Here is a 16,081-nt window from a genome sequence, read left to right as displayed (position 1 = left end):
GCTCCGCACGCCGTCAGTCCGGCCGCACGACGCCCTTGCGGATGATGAAATTGCCGTAGAAGCGCCGCTCGCCGGTCTGGACGACGGCATAGGCGCGCTTGGCCGCCTCGTAGAAGGCGAAGCGCTCCACCGGGACGATCGTCGCGCCTTCGCGCGCAAACAGGCCTTCGGCTTCCGCCACCACCTCGGGCACCGCCGCCGCATCGCCGACGACGGCCATGGAGCGCACGGCGTCGTCGGTGAAATCGTCGACCGGCAGGACGCTGAGGATCGCCTCCACCACCCGCGGCGCCGGCGCATCGCAGCGCAAGGTCCGGCCATGCGCGGTGCGGCTCGCCACCGACGCGGCCGGAAAATTCGCATCGGCGACGACGATCTCGTCGCCATGTCCCATCGCCGCGAGAACCTGGAGAAGCTCCGGGTTCAGCAGCGGGTCGAGGCCCTTCAACATCGTGTGCATCCTCCCCGGATCCCGGCCCGGTCTCTTCCGTTGCGCGCGATCCCGACAAGGGCAGGCGGCGCCATCACCAGGCCATGCAGATCCGTTGGCACGGCTCTGGCTCGCGCGCAATGGTGGCGGGGCCGGCTTTGCAAGGTCGCCGGAGCGGCACGTCGGCGAAGCGGCGAGGGCGGATTATCGCCGAGAGGCTGCTACGGTTCGCCGCGGAAGAGACGCCCGACCGCGGTCTCGCGGAGATGTTCGCCGTCCCGGTCGATGAAGAGGACGTCGAGATCGTGGCGACGCGCCAGCTGCGCGCCCTCCCGGCTGCCGCGCACCATCAGGGCCGTCGCCCAGGCGTCCGCAGCCATGCAGGTCGCGGCCACCACCGTCACGGAGGCGGGCGAGGCGGCGAGCGGTCCGCCACGGGCGGGGTCCATGGTGTGCGACAGCAGGCGGTCTCCGACGGCGACGAAATGCCGGTAGTCGCCGGAGGTCGCAACGGCCGCATCATGCAGGGCGAGAACGGCGTGCGGCGCCCGCACCGAGCGATCCGGCCGCTCGACGGCGACATTCCACGCTTCCCCGTTCGGCTGAAGCCCGACCGCGCGCAGCTCGCCGTCGATGCCGAAGAGGCCCGCCCGGACGCCAGAAGCCGACGCGGCCTCGGCCAGCCGGTCGACGCCGTAGCCCTTGGCGATTCCGGAGAGATCGACGGTCAGGGGGCCGTGCTTGCGCACCCGTCCGCCCGCCTGGTCCAGTTCGAGAAGGTCGCAGGCCGGCCGGCGCTTGCGGCCAAGCGCTGCCCGTACAGCGTCCGCATTCGCCTCCGCCGGGCCGAAGCCCCAAGCGGCGACCGCATCGCCGACGCCGATGTCGAAGGCGCCGTCCGAGGCGCGGGAGATTTCCAGCGCAGCCTCCAGCACCGTCATCAGCTGCGGCGGCACGGCGATCCAGGTCTCCGGCGCCGCCGCGTTGAGGCGCGAGAGGTCGCTGTCCGGCTTCCAGGTCGACATCTGCTGATCGACCTTGTCGACCGCCGCCTGCAATGCGGCCCGGACGGGATCCACGTCGAAGCCCGCCGGCGCGAAGAACAGCGCCGACCAGCGCGTGCCCATGGTGGGACCGTTCAGCGCGCGGCGCGAGACCTCAGTAGACGTCTTCGACATAGCGGCCCTCGGCCTTGAGCGCGGCCGGCGTCAGCCCCATCGGAGCCAGAATATCCGCCAGCGCCTCAGCGACCCCGGACGCCATTCCGCGTCCGCCGCAGACCATGACGCGGGCCCCGTTCCGGATCAAGCGAGCCACCTGCGGGGCCTCCGCGCGCAGCGGATCCTGCACGTAGCGCGGCCGCCTCGCACGCGAGACCGCCGTGACAAGGCGGGTCAGGCGGCCTGCGGCCTTCCACTGCGCGAGGTCCTCCGCATAGAGGAAGTCGCTGTGGGGGTGGCGCATCCCGAAGAACAGGTGGATGGGGCGCCGGCGCCCGTTGGCGCGCAGGAAGCCTGCGAGCGGCCCGATGCCGGTGCCGGCCCCGATCAGGATCAGCGGAGCGCTGCCGGCGCCGGGACGGAAGCCGGGATTGGGGCGGAAGAAGCCGGAGACAGTATCCCCCGGCGCCAGTGCGCTGAGCTGGCCCGAGCACAGGCCGCCGGGATGCTTTCGCACCACGATCTCGACGAAGCCGTCACGGCGCCCCGATGCGAGCGAGTAGAAGCGGGGGACGGCGGAGCCTTCGGGCAGGATGCCCAGGAGATCGCCGGCCTGGAACCGCCTGATCCCGCGCCCCGTCAGGCGCTGCCAAAGCGAGGCCTGGGGGAGGGCGAAGCGCAGGATCGCCGTCGGCGCCTGCACTTGTGCTCCATAGTCGCGACGCGAGACGAGCGTCAGCGATTGGGAGGCCGGCAGCACCGGCTGGTGGGCGAGTTCGAGCTCCAGGCCCATGGCCGCGCCGAGCGATCGGCCCCAGCGCGCGAACTCCTGCGGCGACTGGCGGTCCACCGTGTCGAAGGCCACCAGGCGGCGCCAGCCCTTCGCCTCGGCCGCCGCGGCGACCGCTTGCGCGAAGGCGCAATAGGCCGGGAAGCTGCGGTCGCCGAAGCCGAGCACGGCAACCGGCGCGGCCGGTGCCGCTTCGAGCCGGGCCAGACGGTCGAGGAAGCCTTTGGCGGAAGCGGGCGGACCGCCGTCGCCATAGGTCGCCGCCAGGATCACGAAGCGCCGGGCCCTGGCGTAGCGCGCCGGCGCGAAGGCCGACATCGGAGCGGCATGCACGCGCTGGCCGCTGGCGGTCAGCGCCCGATGCAGCGTCGCGGCGAAGCCCCAGGTGCTGCCGCCTTCGCTGCCGACGAGGAGGATGGTGTCGGCGCGGCTGGCGGCGACATTGCCCTTGATCTTCAGGCGCGTCCGCAGCCCGGTCAGCCAGACGACGACCCCAGTCGCGCCCATGGCCGGTATGCCCAGCGCCATCAGACCGAGCAGCAGCCCGATCGGCGCAGCGCCCCGACCGGTGTGGATCATGGAAACCCTGTAGGACACGCGTTGCCAGGTCGTTATCGCGGTCCAGTCAAGCAGCGCGCCGGTGCCCTGGTCGATCGTGCCGCTGCCCTCATCGGTCTTCAGCGTGAAGACGTCGGTGGGATCGTCCGGAGCGGGGAAGGACAGGTCGCGCAGTTGCGCGACGGGCGTCTGCCTCAGAAGGCCGATCGTGTCGACGGCGATGCCGGTCTTGCCGCTGGACGCGACCTCCAGGCCGGGAGCCGCGCCGGCATCCGGCAGGAGGCCGAAAGTGGAGGCGGTCATCCAGAGCGCCGTTCCCGAAGACAGGATCAGGCCGGCGATCGCGAGGCGGGCGATCTCCACGTGCAGCCGCCCGGGCAGAGGGCCGCGCAGCGGCGACAGCCATCGCCGCCAGCCGCCGGTGCGCCGCGCGACGAGGACGGCGCCGGACATTGCCAGCACGAGGAGCGACGCCGCCGCCATCGCCATGACGATGCGGCCGCCGTCGCCCAGAAACAGCGATCGGTGCAGATTGATCAGCCAGCGCTCGAACTGGTTGGGCTTGGCCGAGGCGACGCCGCGCCCGGTCGCCGGGTCGATGATCGCGGAGCCGGGCTTGTTGGCGTCGAACCAGTAGGCGGTGATCTGCCCCGACGGAGCGCGCCGGATCTCTTCGACGCCGGGATAGACGCTCTTGATCCGCGCCGCGAGCGTCGCGACGCTCAGCGTTCCCTCCGCCTGCGGCGCTGCGAGACGCTCGGAGGCCGAAAGGACCGACAGGACCGCTCCGCTGAGCGCGAGCAGCGTGACGAGGGCCAGTGCGATGAGCGCCGGCCAGCGATGGAGAGCACGGATCACCGGCTCGTCTCCTCACATGTGATAGGCGAAGCGCGCGACGTAGCGCCGACCGCGGGCGGCCTTGCCGGAGCCCTGCGTGGTCAGCGGCAGCGAGACCTCGTTCCGGCTCTCGCGCATGTTTTCCGCGGCGGCGTCGACGTGCAGCGTGTAACCCGCGTCGAACAGCGCATCCGCGATGTCGAGCGAGACCTTCGCCGTTCGGCCGGCTCCGACGCTGGCGCCGGTCACGCCGTGGATGCGGGCGGACGTGCTGCTCGCGGCGCGATACCATTCGGTGAGGTGCCGGAAGTACCGCGACCGGCTCCCCGCCAGCCACAGGGTTCCGGCATAGGCGCCGGACCGGTTGGTGAGATAGACCGCGAAATAGGCGCCGTCGCCGCCATAGTTCGTCATTTGCGCGGTCAGCGTGACCGGCCGGGCCATGGCGACGCCCGGGATCGTCAGGGCCGTGGTCAATGAAAGCACGGCAAGGAGGGATTTCATCGGATCTGCCTTCGTGGAGTGGCGGCGCACCGCCGCCGCGCGATGCCGTCCCGTCGGGCTCATCGCGTGCATTGCGGGCCGGAATCCCCGAGGGCCGCCGGCGAAGCACAGTCATCCGGCAGTCGAATCCAACCGGCCGGAAGATGTGGATGAGCATCTGCGAAAATGCACATACCGCCTGTCATCCGCCTGTCGCTCCTCGCCTCCGATCTGCTTCGTGATCAGGGGGCGACGTCGAGCTTGTATTCCGGTCCGGCACGAAAGCCCGGCCTTGCGACGGCGCATCGGCCTGTAGGGCCATCCGGGTCCTCACCGGATCGGGAAAATCTCCTCCCGGCGTCCGGGCGGATGTGGCCATGATGTCGTTCACCGCCCGCAAGCCGGCAATCCGTCCTGCCTGCGCTCGGACCGAGGGCGGGCCCACCTGGTGTTTACGGCGTCCCGTCGCGGGCGCGTGCCGCGAGCTCATGAGCCTTGAGAGGAAGGTGCGGATGCAGGCGCTCGCTCCGCAAGTCCGGCAATTCTCGTAAGAGCCCGCATTTTGGAACGCTTCTCTCCGGCCGGGCGCGCCCGGAGGCAGGCGCCTGCCTGACGCATGGCGGCCTTCGGCGCTATCCTGCCGCTTCGATCTCTCCTATCGCCGAGCGTCCCGATGCTCCTCGCCCAACTCGGTCTGCAGCTCTACGCGGCAGGGATCGCGCTTGCGCTGGTCCTCGTTCTGCTCGTCGCCTTCGCCAGCGAGCGCTATCGCGCGGAAGTCGTCGCCATCGCCGGCATGGCGGCGGCGCTCGTCCTCGGCCTCATCGATTCCAAGGCCATGGTCGAAGCGCTCGCCAATTCCGCGCCCTGGACCATCATCGCGATGTTCATGCTGAGCGGCGCGCTGGTGCGCACCGGTGTCCTCGACGAACTCGCCGGCCACCTCGACAGGCTCGCGCGGTTCGGCAAGGGCGCGGCGATCGCCGGCTTCCTCGGCATCACCATCCTCGCCTCGGCCTTCGTCAACAACACGCCGCTGGTGGTCATGATGATCCCGCTGGCGGCCGGCCTTTCGCGATCGATCGGGGCGAGCCCCTCGCGCATCCTGATGCCGCTCTCCTTCGCCGCGATCCTCGGCGGGACCTGCACGCTGATCGGCACCTCGACCAACCTTCTCGTCGACGGCGTCGCCTCGGCCGCCGGCCTGCCGAAGTTCACCCTGTTCGAGATCACGCCGGTCGGTGTCGTGCTGGCGGCGGTCGGCGGGCTCTACCTCGTCTTCGCCTCGCGCTATCTCATCCCGGAGCGGGTCAATCCCGCTGAGCTCCTCTCGCGGCAGAACCGATCGAAGTTCCTCGTCGAGCTGCTGATCCCCGCCGGCAGCCCCTTCGTCGGGCGCAATGTCGAGGCCATCGGCTTCTTCAAGGGGCCGGACCGGCGGGTTGTCGATGTCCTGCGCGGCGACCTCTCGCTGCGGCGGGAGATGCCGTCGAGCCTCGAGGCCGGCGACATCGTCGTCTTGCATTCCGACCGGTCGAACCTTCTGTCCCTGCGCGAGACCCGGGACGTCGCGTTCGAGACGTCGGACGGGATCGAGCCCGTCGCCGCCCGCTCCGCCATCGTGGTGGAGGTGTTGCTGACGCCCGGCGCGCGCCTCGTCGGGCGCCGTCTCAAGGACGCGCGCCTGCGCCGGCGCTACGGCGTCTATCCCTTCGCGCTGCATCGCCACGGCGAGAGCGAGGCGCGGCTGGAGGAGACGCGTCTGGAGATCGGCGACACGCTGATGATCGAGGGCGCGCCGGAGGATCTGAGGCGCCTTGCCGACGACATGCGGCTCGCGAACCTCACCCAGCCGAGCGAGCGGGCGGTGCGCCGCGGCAAGGCGCCGCTGGCGCTCCTGGCGCTCGCCGCCGTGGTCTTCGGCAACGCCTTCGGGCTGATGCCGATCGCCGGCATCGCCTGGATCGCCGTCGCCTTCGTGCTCCTTACCCGCTGCATCGATTCCGAGGAGGCCGTCGGCTCGGTCGACTGGGGGATCATCCTGTTGATCTTCGCCATGCTCGTCGTCGGCAAGTCGCTGGAGAATGCCGGCAGCGCCAGGCTCGTCGTCGAAACGCTGCGCTCGACGCTGTCCGGCCTGCCGCCGCTGGCGGTCCTCGCCGTCGTCTACGCCATCGCCTCGATCCTCACCGAAATCGTCACCAACAATGCCGTCGCGGTGGTCGTGACGCCGATGGCGATGGGGCTCGCCGTCTCGCTCGGCCTCGATCCGAGGCCCTTCGTCGCGACCGTCATGTTCGCCGCGAGCGCCAGCTTCGCGACCCCCGTCGGCTACCAGACGAACACGCTGGTCTATTCGGCCGGCGGCTACCGGTTCCTGGATTTCATCCGTGTCGGCCTGCCGTTGAATGTGCTGGCGGGGATCGTGACGGTGCTGACGGTCCCGCTGGTCTGGCCGCTGGCGACGCACTGATCCTGCGACGTCCGTCCGGCTTCGCTGACCGGAATGCTTCCCTTCGCGGATGACGGGAGTTAGGGAGAGCCGAACGGTCGGGATCGGCCGGCCACGGCACATCGACTGGATCGAGGGGTTTCCCAATGCGGCTTGTGATGATCGGTTCCGGCTATGTCGGGCTCGTGTCCGGCGCCTGCTTTGCCGACTTCGGCCACGACGTCGTCTGCGTCGACGTGGACGAGACGAAGATCGCGGCGCTGAAAGAGGGCAAGATCCCGATCTTCGAGCCCGGCCTCGACCAGATCGTGCAGTCGAACAGCGCCGCCGGCCGGCTGCATTTCACCACCGATCTCGCCGGATCGGTGCAGGACGCCGATGTCGTGTTCATCGCCGTCGGCACACCGTCCCGGCGCGGCGACGGCCATGCGGATCTTTCCTACGTCTATGGCGCGGCCCGCGAGATCGCCCGTGCGGTCCAGGGTTTCACCGTCGTCGTCACCAAGTCGACCGTCCCGGTCGGAACCGGCGACGAGGTCGAGCGCATCATGCGCGAGGAGAACCCGGACGCCGACATTGCCGTCGTCTCCAATCCGGAATTCCTGCGCGAGGGCGCGGCGATCTCCGACTTCAAGCGGCCGGACCGCATCGTCATCGGCACCGAGGAGCCGCGCGCCGTCGAGGTGATGCGCCGGGTCTACCGGCCGCTCTACCTCAACGAGTCGCCGCTCCTGTTCTGCGAGCGGCGAACGTCCGAACTGATCAAATATGCCGGCAACGCCTTCCTGGCGATGAAGATCACCTTCATCAACGAGATCGCGGACCTCTGCGAAAAGGTCGGTGCGGACGTCCAGAAGGTCGCCAAGGGCATCGGCCTCGACAAGCGCATCGGCGACAAGTTCCTGCATGCCGGCCCCGGCTATGGCGGCTCGTGCTTTCCGAAGGACACGCTGGCGCTGGTGAAGACCGCGCAGGACGCCGAGAGCCCGGTGCGGCTGATCGAGGCGACGGTGGCGGTCAACGACAACCGCAAGCGGGCGATGGCGCGCAAGGTGATCGCCGCCCTCGACGGCGACGTGCGCGGCAAGACGATCGCGGTGCTGGGCCTCACCTTCAAGCCGAACACCGACGACATGCGGGAATCGCCGGCGATCTCGATCATCCAGGCGCTGCAGGACAAGGGTGCGATCGTCCGTGCCTACGATCCGGAGGGCATGCAGGCGGCGCGCACGCTGATGAGCGATGTCCACTACGGCAATGGTGCATACGACATCGCCGAGGGAGCCGATGCGGTCGTGCTGGTCACCGAATGGGACGAGTTCCGCGCGCTGGACCTGTCCCGCCTGAAGAGCCTCATGCGCCAGCCGGTCCTCGTCGACCTCCGCAACGTCTATCCGCCGCAGGAGCTGTCGAAGCACGGGCTGCGCCACAGCGGCATCGGCCGTCCCGAACGGCCGCAGGCCTGACGGCGACCGCTCCGTAGGCAGCGACGGGACTTTTCCGGAACTGCGCCGGTGCCCCGTCATTTTCGCAGACCATCGGCATGCCCGGCACGACGCCGCGCAAACCGATCGATGGCCCTCGCGAGCAGCATTCCCACACGTCGACGCTCCGGGGGCCGAGTGCAGCGGGAGCGACCATGACCGGCAACCGACAGAGCGACGATCGCCTCGACCGGAGGACGGCGCATCTGTGCATCGACATGCAGCGGATGTTCAAGGACGATACGGAGTGGCGCACGCCCTGGATGGACCGCGTCCTGCCGGTGGTCGAGCGGATCGCGCGGCATCGGCCGGAGGCGACCGTCTTCACCCGCTTCGTCCCGCCGCATGCGCCGGAAGAGGCCGAAGGCGCCTGGCGCTCCTATTTCGGCCGCTGGCACCAGTTCACGCTGAACGAGATCGACCCGGAACTGATCGAACTCGTCGCGCCGCTGCGCGACCTGGTGCCGCCGGCCGTCGTCTTCGACAAGCCGGTCTACTCGCCGTTCTTCGACGGGCGGCTGGCGCGATTCCTGAAGGAACGGGGGATCGAGACGCTGGTGATCACCGGCGCCGAGACCGATGTCTGCGTGCTCGCCGCGGTGTTCGGCGCGATGGACCAGGGCTTTCGCGTGATCCTCGCCAAGGATGCGATCTGCAGCGGCGCCGACGAGACGCACGACGCGCTGATGAAGGTCTATGCCGACCGTTTCGGGCAGCAGGTCGAATTGAGTGGCAGCGACGCGATCCTGGAGCGCTGGACCGGCTGAAACGTTCCTCTGCCGGTGATCACAACGGGGAGAGAACACGATGGACATCGGCAAGACGCTCTGGGCGATCGCCGAGGGTTACATTCCGACCGGCAGCTTCAGCGAGACGCCGGAATTCGTGTCGCACGAGGCGCTCTGCGTGCTCAATCCCGGCAAGACGGACGCGGAGCTCGAAGTGACGCTGTATTTCGGCGACCGCGGCCCGGCCGGTCCGTACCGCCTCGAGGTTCCGGCCGAGCGGGTGACGCACTTCCGCTTCAACGACATGAAGGATCCCGAGCCGGTGCCGCGCGACACGACCTTCGCCTCGGTGATCCGGTCGAACGTGCCGGTCGTCTGCCAGCACACCCGGCTCGACTCCCGCGATCCCCATATCGCGGTCATGACGACGGTGCCGTTCCACTGAGAGGATCAAGCGTCGGCAGGAGCGGGGAGGGGCGCCATCGCCTCTCCCCCTGCCGCGCCGGGGCTCAGTGCAACTCGCCGCGCTTGCCCATGGCGATGATCCGGTCGGCGATCCGCAGCGAGTTGGCGACGATCGTCATGGACGGATTGACGCCCCCCGCCGTCGGAAACAGCGAGCCGTCGCAGACGAAGAGGTTGTCGATGTCCCAGGACCGGCCGGCCTCGTTGACGACGCTCGACTTCGGATCGTCGCCCATCCGGCAGCCGCCCATCAGATGCGCCGTGCTGGAGGTGTTGTAGAGGCTCTTCGCACCGGCCGCGCGCAGCATCTCGCCCTGAAAGTTCTGGGCGTGCTTCGCCATCTTCTTGTCGTTGTCGCAGTAGGAGAAGGTGACCTTCGGGATCGGCAGGCCGATCTCGTTGGTCTCGTCCGACAGCTCGACCCGGTTCTTCTCCTGCGGCATGGTCTCGCCGACCATCTTCAGCCCGGCCATGTGGTTGTAGTGGCTCATCCACTTGCGCAGCTCGTGGCCGAAGACGCCTTCGTTGGAGACCAGCGACGTCGCGAAATCGGTCGGCAGCGGCCCCTGGCTCATGAACGAGTAGCCGCCGTGGAAGTCCTTGCCGGCGTCCTCGTAGTTCCAGTGTTCGCAGACCGCGAGGGAAGGGGGGCCTTTGTACCAGCGGATCTCCTCCTCCATGATCCCCCAGACGGCGTCGTTGAGATGCACCATCAGGTTCTTGCCGACCTGGCCGGAGGAGTTGGCGAGCCCGTCCGGATGCTGCGGGCAGGCGGAGTTGAGGAGGAGGCGCGGCGTCTCGATCGAATAGCCGGAGACGACGACGTTCTTCGCCTTCTGGAAGCGCCATTCGCCCTGGCGGTGGTAGTGGACGCCGGTGGCGCGCCCGTCCGGCCCCGTCTCGATCTTGCCGACCATTGCGAGGTCGCGGATCTCGGCGCCCTTGCGCAGCGCCTTCGGCACGAAGGTGACGAGCATCGACTGCTTGGCGTTGGTCGCGCAGCCGACCTTGCAGAAGCCGCGATAGACGCACGGATGCGCCTCGCCGCGCGGAGCGGAGAGCGTCGCGGTTGGCGTCGCGCACCACTTCACGCCCATCGCCTCGGCGCCCCTGGCGAGCACCAGGGCGGAGGCCGAAAGCTCGTGCTCGCGATAGGGATAGCGGCCGCGGCGCGGACCCCAGGGATAGCTGATCGGGCCGGCGATCTTCATCGCGTCCTCGGCCTTGGCGTAGTAGTGCCACATCTCCCGCCAGTCGACCGGCCAGTCATGGCCGTAGCCGAAGTTGGAGCGGGACTTGAACCATTCCGGCCGCCAGCGCAGTGCCACCATCTGGAAGTGGACGGTGGAGCCGCCGACCGCGCGGCCGGAATTGTTGGAGCCCAGCGTGATCGGGTTGTCGCCGCCGGAGATGCGGTCTTCCAGCCAATAGAGCTTTTCCTGCTCGCGCTCGTCGGAGGCGAAATCTTCGAGCGGCCGGTAGAATGCGCCGGCATCGAAGGCGACGACGGAATAGCCCGCCTCTGCAAGCTGCGCGGCGAGCACGCTGCCGCCGCAGCCCGTGCCGACGATGGCGAAGTCGACCGGCTCGTTCTCCGGATACTCCTTCATCGGCACCCATTCGCCGGGCCGAAAGACGTTCGGCGCGCGGCCGCCGGTGGCGCGGATGTGTTCCTGTGCGTCGGAGACGACGGTGCTCATGGCAGTCCTCGTATTTTCTGCGGCGCCCTGTCCTCGCGCGCTTCCCACGGATCGCGGTCGTCGGGACCGAGCCGGAGATAGCCGCGCGGCGCGGCCGGGCCGCCGAAGCCCATCTCGTCCCAGGCATAGGGGTGGGCGTAATAGATCTTCACGGACTCCTTCAGGAGATGCCCCCGGAAGAAGCTCTTCGCGTCGATGCCGTGCCAGGCGTCGGGATCGGCCTCGCCCTCGTCGAGGCACTTCAGAAGCGCGTGCTGCTCCTGGAAGGAGAGCTCGCGGAAGCCCTTGCCGTGGCGGCGCTGCGTCTCGTGCTCGATGCCCGCGAGGCCCCGCGTCCAGACCTCCCGCCTGCTCGGGGTGCCGGCATAATGGGTGCCGTCGCTCTTGTTCGTGTAGAGCATCTCGTCGATCCACGCCTCGACCTTGATGCGGTCCCGCTCGGTGCGGTCCTGCTGCGGCAGGATGGCGTCGATGACCGCGCGCAGGAGCGCGAAGGTCTCGTCGTCGAAGAACCGGCGCTCCGGCACGTTGTGCAGCCGGTCCGCCACCACGCGCCGGGTCGCGTCGTTGTAGGAGGGCGAGTCCCATTTGCCGAGGACGTCGTAGTCCGGATACGGCGTCTCGAACGGCACCTCCCTCACTTCCGGATCAGTCTCGGCCATAAGACGGCTCCTTGCCATGCCGGTCGAGAAGGTGCAGGGCCGAAAAACCCATCAAGGCGATGCCGGCGAGGCTCGGCGGCGCGGCGATGGGAGGCCCCTGGAAGAGGTTCTGCGTCCAGTTGGTGAAGCCGCCCATGTTGCGGCTGACGCCGTAGGCGTGCAGGCCGGTGCCGATGATCCCCAGCGCCGCCGTCGTCTCCAGCGTCTTTCGCGCGAGGTCGTTGCGCCGCGGAACGGGGTCGGCGGTGGCGGCAAGCATCGCCATGCCGGTCAGCGGCACAGCGAGAACCGGCGCATACATCAGCTTGTCGTGGAAGGCGCCGCGGAAGTGCAGGAGGCCGATCTCGGCGGTCAGGCCGAACAGGCCCGCTGCGGTGAACAGGCCGAGCCCGCGTCCGGCGCGTCGGCCGTGACCGGCGTGGCCGAGGCGCTCCCGCCATTCGGCCCGGTCTGCCGCGACCGCGCCGACGCCTGCGACCCCCGCGAGCGCCAGCGCGCCCGGCGCGCCGAAGGGGGCGCGGTAGAACAGGTTGTTCCAGGAGAGGCCGCCCGTACGCGACAGGATGTTCTTGACGTGGAAGCTGAGGCCGAACAGGCCGGTGGCGATCGCGCCGCCGAACAGCGCACTCTTGTATGTGGCGGCCCGGCTGGTCAGGGCGGTGGCGAGCGCCGTCGCGATCGTCCCTGCGGCGACGATCGGCGCCACGAACATCTCCTTGCGGCGGTAGTTGCCCCGGTAATGCTCCATGGCACTGTCGGCGAGGACGCTCGCCCCGAGCAGAGCCGCGCCATAGGCGGCCAGCCGCGTCGCCTGCGACGGGCGCCGGCCGTCGCGGCTCAGCAGAAGCGTGCCGGCCGCGCCCGCGGCGATCAGCCCGATACCGGTGACGGCCAGCAGCGTTCCGCTGCGCATGTTCGGCTGGTCGGCCGAGGGCGCCGGGCGCGCATCGCCCGACCAGGAACGGCGTGGTTTCGGCCGGGCGGCGCCGGCGGATTGAAATAGCTGCACGTGCTCGAAGCCTCCCCTCTTGCTGGTCGGAAGCCGGGCGCGGAGACGCCCGACATCACGGGAATGTCAATGCGTCACCTAGGGCGGGGTTCTGAGGCCGAGGATTAAATAAAGGTTAGGTGGGTCATCGGCCGGGCAGCCGCTGCGTGCTGTCGTGCAGACCGCAAAGCGCGGTTTCGGCGGGCGTCTGGGCGTGACGACCGCCTTCGGATCGGCAGCCTGTCGCCCGTCAGCCGTCTAACCGATCCTCCTTATCCGGCCGGAACGATCCCTCCCGGTTCACGCTTTTCGTGAACGAGACATCCTGAACGCCCGCGGGCTCAGCGATCGCATGTCGTTCGACCGGAGCGCCCTTGCTCCCCTCCCTCTGCGATCGGCCCGTTCGGGCCAAACGAGAAGGGACCTTCCATGGCCAAGACTGTCGGTGATTTCATCCTGGAACGGCTGCGCGGCTGGGGCGTGACGCGCATATTCGGCTTTCCCGGCGACGGGATCGGCGGGCTCGTCGCGGCGCTCGGGCGCAATGACGACATCCAGTTCGTCCAGACCCGCCATGAGGAGAGCGCAGCCTTCATGGCCTGCGCCCATGCCAAGTTCACCGGCGAGGTTGGCGTCTGCATGGCGACCTCGGGCCCCGGCGCGATCCACCTGCTGAACGGCCTCTACGACGCCAAGCTGGATCACCAGCCGGTCGTCGCGATCATCGGCCAGCAGTCGCGCACCGCGGTCGGCGGCAACTATCAGCAGGAAGTCGACCTGCAGAACCTCTTCAAGGATGTCGCCAACGACTATGTGCAGACGTGCATGTCGCCGGCGATGACCCGGCATCTGATCGACCGCGCCTTCCGCATCGCCAAGGCCCGGCGCAACGTCACGGCGCTGGTCTTCCCGAACGACGTGCAGGAATCGAAGGCCGTCGAGGAGGCGCCGCAGGCGCACGGCACCGTCCACACCAGCGACGCCTACAACAAGTGGGACGTTACGCCCGACGAGGCATCGCTGCGCGAGGCGGCGAACGCCCTGAACGCGGGCAAGAAGGTCGGCATCCTGATCGGCGCCGGCGCCATGGGGGCGGCGGACGAGGTCGTGGAAGTCGCGAACCTGCTCGGGGCAGGCGTCGCCAAGGCGCTGCTCGGCAAGGCGGCGCTGCCCGACGATCTGCCCTTCGTCACCGGTTCGATTGGCCTCCTCGGCACCGAGCCCTCCGACTGGATGATGCAGCACTGCGACACGTTCCTGATGATCGGGTCGCGCTTCCCCTATTCGGAGTTCCTGCCGAAGATCGGTCAGGCCAAGGGCGTTCAGATCGACCTCGACCCGACCATGCTGTCGATCCGCTACCCCATGGACATCGCGCTCGCCGGCGAGGCCAAGCTGACGCTGAAGGCGCTGATCCCGCTCCTGAAGCGCAAGGAGGACCGCTCCTGGCGCGGCGAGATCGAGGAGCGCGTCTCGCGCTGGTGGCGCGAGGAGGGCGAGCGGGCCATGAAGGACGCCAAGCCGGTCAATCCGGAGCGGGTGTTCTGGGAACTGTCGCCGAAGCTGCCGGACAACGCCATCATCACCGCCGATTCCGGCTCCTCGGCCAACTGGTTCGCCCGCGCGCTGAAGATCCGGCCGGGCATGCAGGCCTCGCTGTCGGGGACGCTGGCGACGATGTGCCCGGGCATGCCCTATGCGGTGGCGGCGAAGTTCGCCTTTCCGAGCCGCGTGCCGATCGCCTTCGTCGGCGATGGGGCGATGCAGATGCTCGGCATCACCGACCTCATCACCGTCTCGAAGTACTGGAAGGAGTGGCTGGACCCGCGGCTCATCGTCTGCGTCCTGTCGAATCGCGACCTCAATCAGGTGAGCTGGGAACTGCGGGCCATGGCGAACTCGCCGAAGGTCTCCGAGACGCAGGACGTGCCGAAGTTCTCCTTCGCGCAATATGCCGAGATGCTCGGCCTGAAGGGCATCACGGTCGACAAGCCGGAGCAGATCAGCCCCGCCTGGGACGAGGCGCTGCGGTCCGACCGGCCCTGCGTGATCGACGCGATCGTCGATCCCGACGTGCCGACGCTGCCGCCGCACATCACCTTCTCGCAGGCCGAATCCTACACCGAGGCGCTCCTGTCCGGTGATCCGAACGAGGTCGGCATCATCAAGCAGACCTTCAAGCGGGTCTTCTCGTAAGGAGCGGCGGGAGATGACGTTGCAGGACAGCCGTGCCCCGATCGGAAAGGTCGGGGCGCGGGCCTTCAAGATCCCGACGGATGCGCCGGAATCGGACGGCACGCTCGAATGGGATTCCACCACGATGGTGCTCGTCACCATCGAGGCCGGCGGCAAGACCGGCATCGGCTACACCTACGGTCATCAGGCGGCGGCGGTGCTGATCGCCGACAAGCTGTCCGGCGTCGTCGAGGGCAAGAGCGCCCTCGACATCGAGGCGTGCTGGATGGCGATGCTCTCGGCGGTGCGCAACCTCGGCCAGTCCGGCATCGCGGCGATGGCGATCTCTGCCGTCGACAACGCGCTGTGGGACCTCAAGGGCAAGCTCCTCGGCCTCCCCGTCGCCGACCTCATCGGCAAGGTGCGCCAGACGATCCCGGTCTACGGCTCCGGCGGCTTCACCTCCTATGACGACGAGCAGCTGTCGTCGCAGCTCGGACGCTGGGCCGAGGAGGGGCTGTTCGCCGTGAAGATGAAGGTCGCGCGCGATCCGGACGCCGATCCGCACCGCATGGCGGTGGCGCGCTCGGCGATCGGCAAGGGCGTCGATCTCTTCATCGACGCCAACGGCGCGCTGAGCGAGAAGCAGGCGCTGGCCTTCGCGAAGACCGCGGCCGAAGGCTACGGCGTCACCTGGTTCGAGGAGCCGGTCTCCTCCAACGACCTCAAGGGCCTCCGGCTGATGCGCGACCGCGCCCCGGCCGGCATGGCGATCACGACCGGCGAATACGCCTTCACGCTCTGGACCTTCCGCGACCTCCTGGAGGCGCAGACGGTGGACGTCATCCAGGCGGACGCGACGCGCTGCATGGGGCTCACCGGCTTCATGAAGGCGGCCGCGATGGCGGAGGCGCATCAGGTGACGATGTCCTCGCACTGCGCCCCGACACTGCACCTCCAGGCCTGCCTCTGCGCCCCGGCAGCCGTGCACATGGAGTGGTTCCACGACCATGTGCGCATCGAGCACATGCTGTTCGACGGCGCCCCGGTGCCGGAGAAGGGAGCCGTCGGCACCAACGGAGAGTCGGGCCTCGGCCTGACGCTGAAGGCGGCGGAGGCGGCGCGTTACGAGCTGTAGAGCCGGATGAGGTCGGGCTGAACGGGCAGGG

General features: G+C 68.9%; 13 protein-coding genes. 6 read left to right on the top strand and 7 right to left on the bottom strand.

All coding sequences use genetic code 11. The features are described from left to right. Positions 1-13 precede the first annotated feature (13 nt). The 4 genes from AB5S17_RS06130 to AB5S17_RS06115 all read right to left on the bottom strand — a co-directional run bounded on the left by AB5S17_RS06130 (position 14) and on the right by AB5S17_RS06115 (position 4,279). On the bottom strand, positions 14-451 hold the full coding sequence (locus AB5S17_RS06130) for an RbsD/FucU family protein (RefSeq protein ID WP_369237409.1): 438 nt from the start codon (positions 449-451) through the stop codon (positions 14-16). Positions 452-651: 200 nt separating this feature from the next. Continuing rightward, the gene (locus AB5S17_RS06125; RefSeq protein WP_369237213.1) at positions 652-1,608 is read right to left on the bottom strand and encodes an FAD:protein FMN transferase; all 957 of its coding nucleotides are present in this window, start codon (positions 1,606-1,608) and stop codon (positions 652-654) included. Then, positions 1,589-3,796 carry a PepSY domain-containing protein gene (locus AB5S17_RS06120; protein WP_369237211.1) on the bottom strand — a complete coding sequence of 736 codons (2,208 nt, stop codon included), beginning with the start codon at positions 3,794-3,796 and terminating at the stop codon, positions 1,589-1,591. The genes AB5S17_RS06125 and AB5S17_RS06120 overlap by 20 nt, the downstream gene beginning before the upstream one ends. A gap of 12 nt (positions 3,797-3,808) precedes the next feature. Next, positions 3,809-4,279: a DUF2271 domain-containing protein gene (locus AB5S17_RS06115; protein ID WP_369237209.1), complete on the bottom strand. Its 471-nt coding sequence runs from the start codon at positions 4,277-4,279 to the stop codon at positions 3,809-3,811. Between the two features lie 652 nt (positions 4,280-4,931). On the opposite strand from AB5S17_RS06115, the gene AB5S17_RS06110 reads away from it, so the two are divergent. The 4 genes from AB5S17_RS06110 to AB5S17_RS06095 all read left to right on the top strand — a co-directional run bounded on the left by AB5S17_RS06110 (position 4,932) and on the right by AB5S17_RS06095 (position 9,367). Continuing rightward, positions 4,932-6,731 (top strand): SLC13 family permease, encoded by a 1,800-nt coding sequence (locus tag AB5S17_RS06110; RefSeq protein ID WP_369237207.1) that lies wholly within the window; start codon positions 4,932-4,934, stop codon positions 6,729-6,731. 125 nt (positions 6,732-6,856) lie between these two features. Continuing rightward, the gene (locus tag AB5S17_RS06105) at positions 6,857-8,176 is read left to right on the top strand and encodes a UDP-glucose/GDP-mannose dehydrogenase family protein (protein WP_369237205.1); all 1,320 of its coding nucleotides are present in this window, start codon (positions 6,857-6,859) and stop codon (positions 8,174-8,176) included. A 173-nt stretch (positions 8,177-8,349) separates the two neighbouring features. Further along, a complete protein-coding gene (locus tag AB5S17_RS06100; RefSeq protein WP_369237203.1) occupies positions 8,350-8,961 on the top strand; it encodes a cysteine hydrolase family protein in 612 nt (203 codons plus the stop codon). A gap of 40 nt (positions 8,962-9,001) precedes the next feature. Further along, positions 9,002-9,367, top strand: coding sequence for a sensory rhodopsin transducer (locus AB5S17_RS06095; RefSeq protein WP_369237201.1), 366 nt, complete (start codon positions 9,002-9,004; stop codon positions 9,365-9,367). 64 nt (positions 9,368-9,431) lie between these two features. Here the strand turns inward: AB5S17_RS06095 and AB5S17_RS06090 are convergent, their stop codons facing one another. From AB5S17_RS06090 to AB5S17_RS06080, 3 genes are read right to left on the bottom strand one after another with little or no spacing between them, the layout of a single operon-like run. Beyond that, positions 9,432-11,087, bottom strand: coding sequence for a GMC family oxidoreductase (locus AB5S17_RS06090; RefSeq protein WP_369237199.1), 1,656 nt, complete (start codon positions 11,085-11,087; stop codon positions 9,432-9,434). Beyond that, positions 11,084-11,749, bottom strand: coding sequence for a gluconate 2-dehydrogenase subunit 3 family protein (locus AB5S17_RS06085; protein WP_369237197.1), 666 nt, complete (start codon positions 11,747-11,749; stop codon positions 11,084-11,086). Before AB5S17_RS06085 ends, AB5S17_RS06090 begins: the two co-directional genes overlap by 4 nt. Continuing rightward, positions 11,736-12,758 (bottom strand): hypothetical protein, encoded by a 1,023-nt coding sequence (locus tag AB5S17_RS06080; RefSeq protein WP_369237195.1) that lies wholly within the window; start codon positions 12,756-12,758, stop codon positions 11,736-11,738. The genes AB5S17_RS06085 and AB5S17_RS06080 overlap by 14 nt, the downstream gene beginning before the upstream one ends. A gap of 408 nt (positions 12,759-13,166) precedes the next feature. On the opposite strand from AB5S17_RS06080, the gene AB5S17_RS06075 reads away from it, so the two are divergent. Further along, complete coding sequence (locus AB5S17_RS06075) at positions 13,167-14,933, top strand: thiamine pyrophosphate-requiring protein (protein ID WP_369237193.1); 1,767 nt, start codon at positions 13,167-13,169, stop codon at positions 14,931-14,933. 13 nt (positions 14,934-14,946) lie between these two features. Further along, positions 14,947-16,050: an enolase C-terminal domain-like protein gene (locus AB5S17_RS06070; RefSeq protein WP_369237191.1), complete on the top strand. Its 1,104-nt coding sequence runs from the start codon at positions 14,947-14,949 to the stop codon at positions 16,048-16,050. The last annotated feature ends 31 nt before the right edge of the window (positions 16,051-16,081 follow it).

This window comes from Jiella sp. M17.18, from assembly GCF_041027365.1.
Lineage (GTDB): Bacteria > Pseudomonadota > Alphaproteobacteria > Rhizobiales > Rhizobiaceae > VKMB-3413.
This window is presented reverse-complemented; position numbering and strand designations above follow the sequence as displayed.

What these genes read in the sequence shown, in the direction of transcription:
- AB5S17_RS06090 (WP_369237199.1), bottom strand. Translation starts at nt 11,087, where the DNA reads ATGAGCACCGTCGTCTCCGACGCACAGGAACACATCCGCGCCACCGGC.
- AB5S17_RS06110 (WP_369237207.1), top strand. Translation starts at nt 4,932, where the DNA reads ATGCTCCTCGCCCAACTCGGTCTGCAGCTCTACGCGGCAGGGATCGCG.
- AB5S17_RS06115 (WP_369237209.1), bottom strand. Translation starts at nt 4,279, where the DNA reads ATGAAATCCCTCCTTGCCGTGCTTTCATTGACCACGGCCCTGACGATC.
- AB5S17_RS06095 (WP_369237201.1), top strand. Translation starts at nt 9,002, where the DNA reads ATGGACATCGGCAAGACGCTCTGGGCGATCGCCGAGGGTTACATTCCG.
- AB5S17_RS06105 (WP_369237205.1), top strand. Translation starts at nt 6,857, where the DNA reads ATGCGGCTTGTGATGATCGGTTCCGGCTATGTCGGGCTCGTGTCCGGC.
- AB5S17_RS06075 (WP_369237193.1), top strand. Translation starts at nt 13,167, where the DNA reads ATGGCCAAGACTGTCGGTGATTTCATCCTGGAACGGCTGCGCGGCTGG.
- AB5S17_RS06130 (WP_369237409.1), bottom strand. Translation starts at nt 451, where the DNA reads ATGTTGAAGGGCCTCGACCCGCTGCTGAACCCGGAGCTTCTCCAGGTT.
- AB5S17_RS06100 (WP_369237203.1), top strand. Translation starts at nt 8,350, where the DNA reads ATGACCGGCAACCGACAGAGCGACGATCGCCTCGACCGGAGGACGGCG.
- AB5S17_RS06070 (WP_369237191.1), top strand. Translation starts at nt 14,947, where the DNA reads ATGACGTTGCAGGACAGCCGTGCCCCGATCGGAAAGGTCGGGGCGCGG.
- AB5S17_RS06125 (WP_369237213.1), bottom strand. Translation starts at nt 1,608, where the DNA reads ATGTCGAAGACGTCTACTGAGGTCTCGCGCCGCGCGCTGAACGGTCCC.
- AB5S17_RS06085 (WP_369237197.1), bottom strand. Translation starts at nt 11,749, where the DNA reads ATGGCCGAGACTGATCCGGAAGTGAGGGAGGTGCCGTTCGAGACGCCG.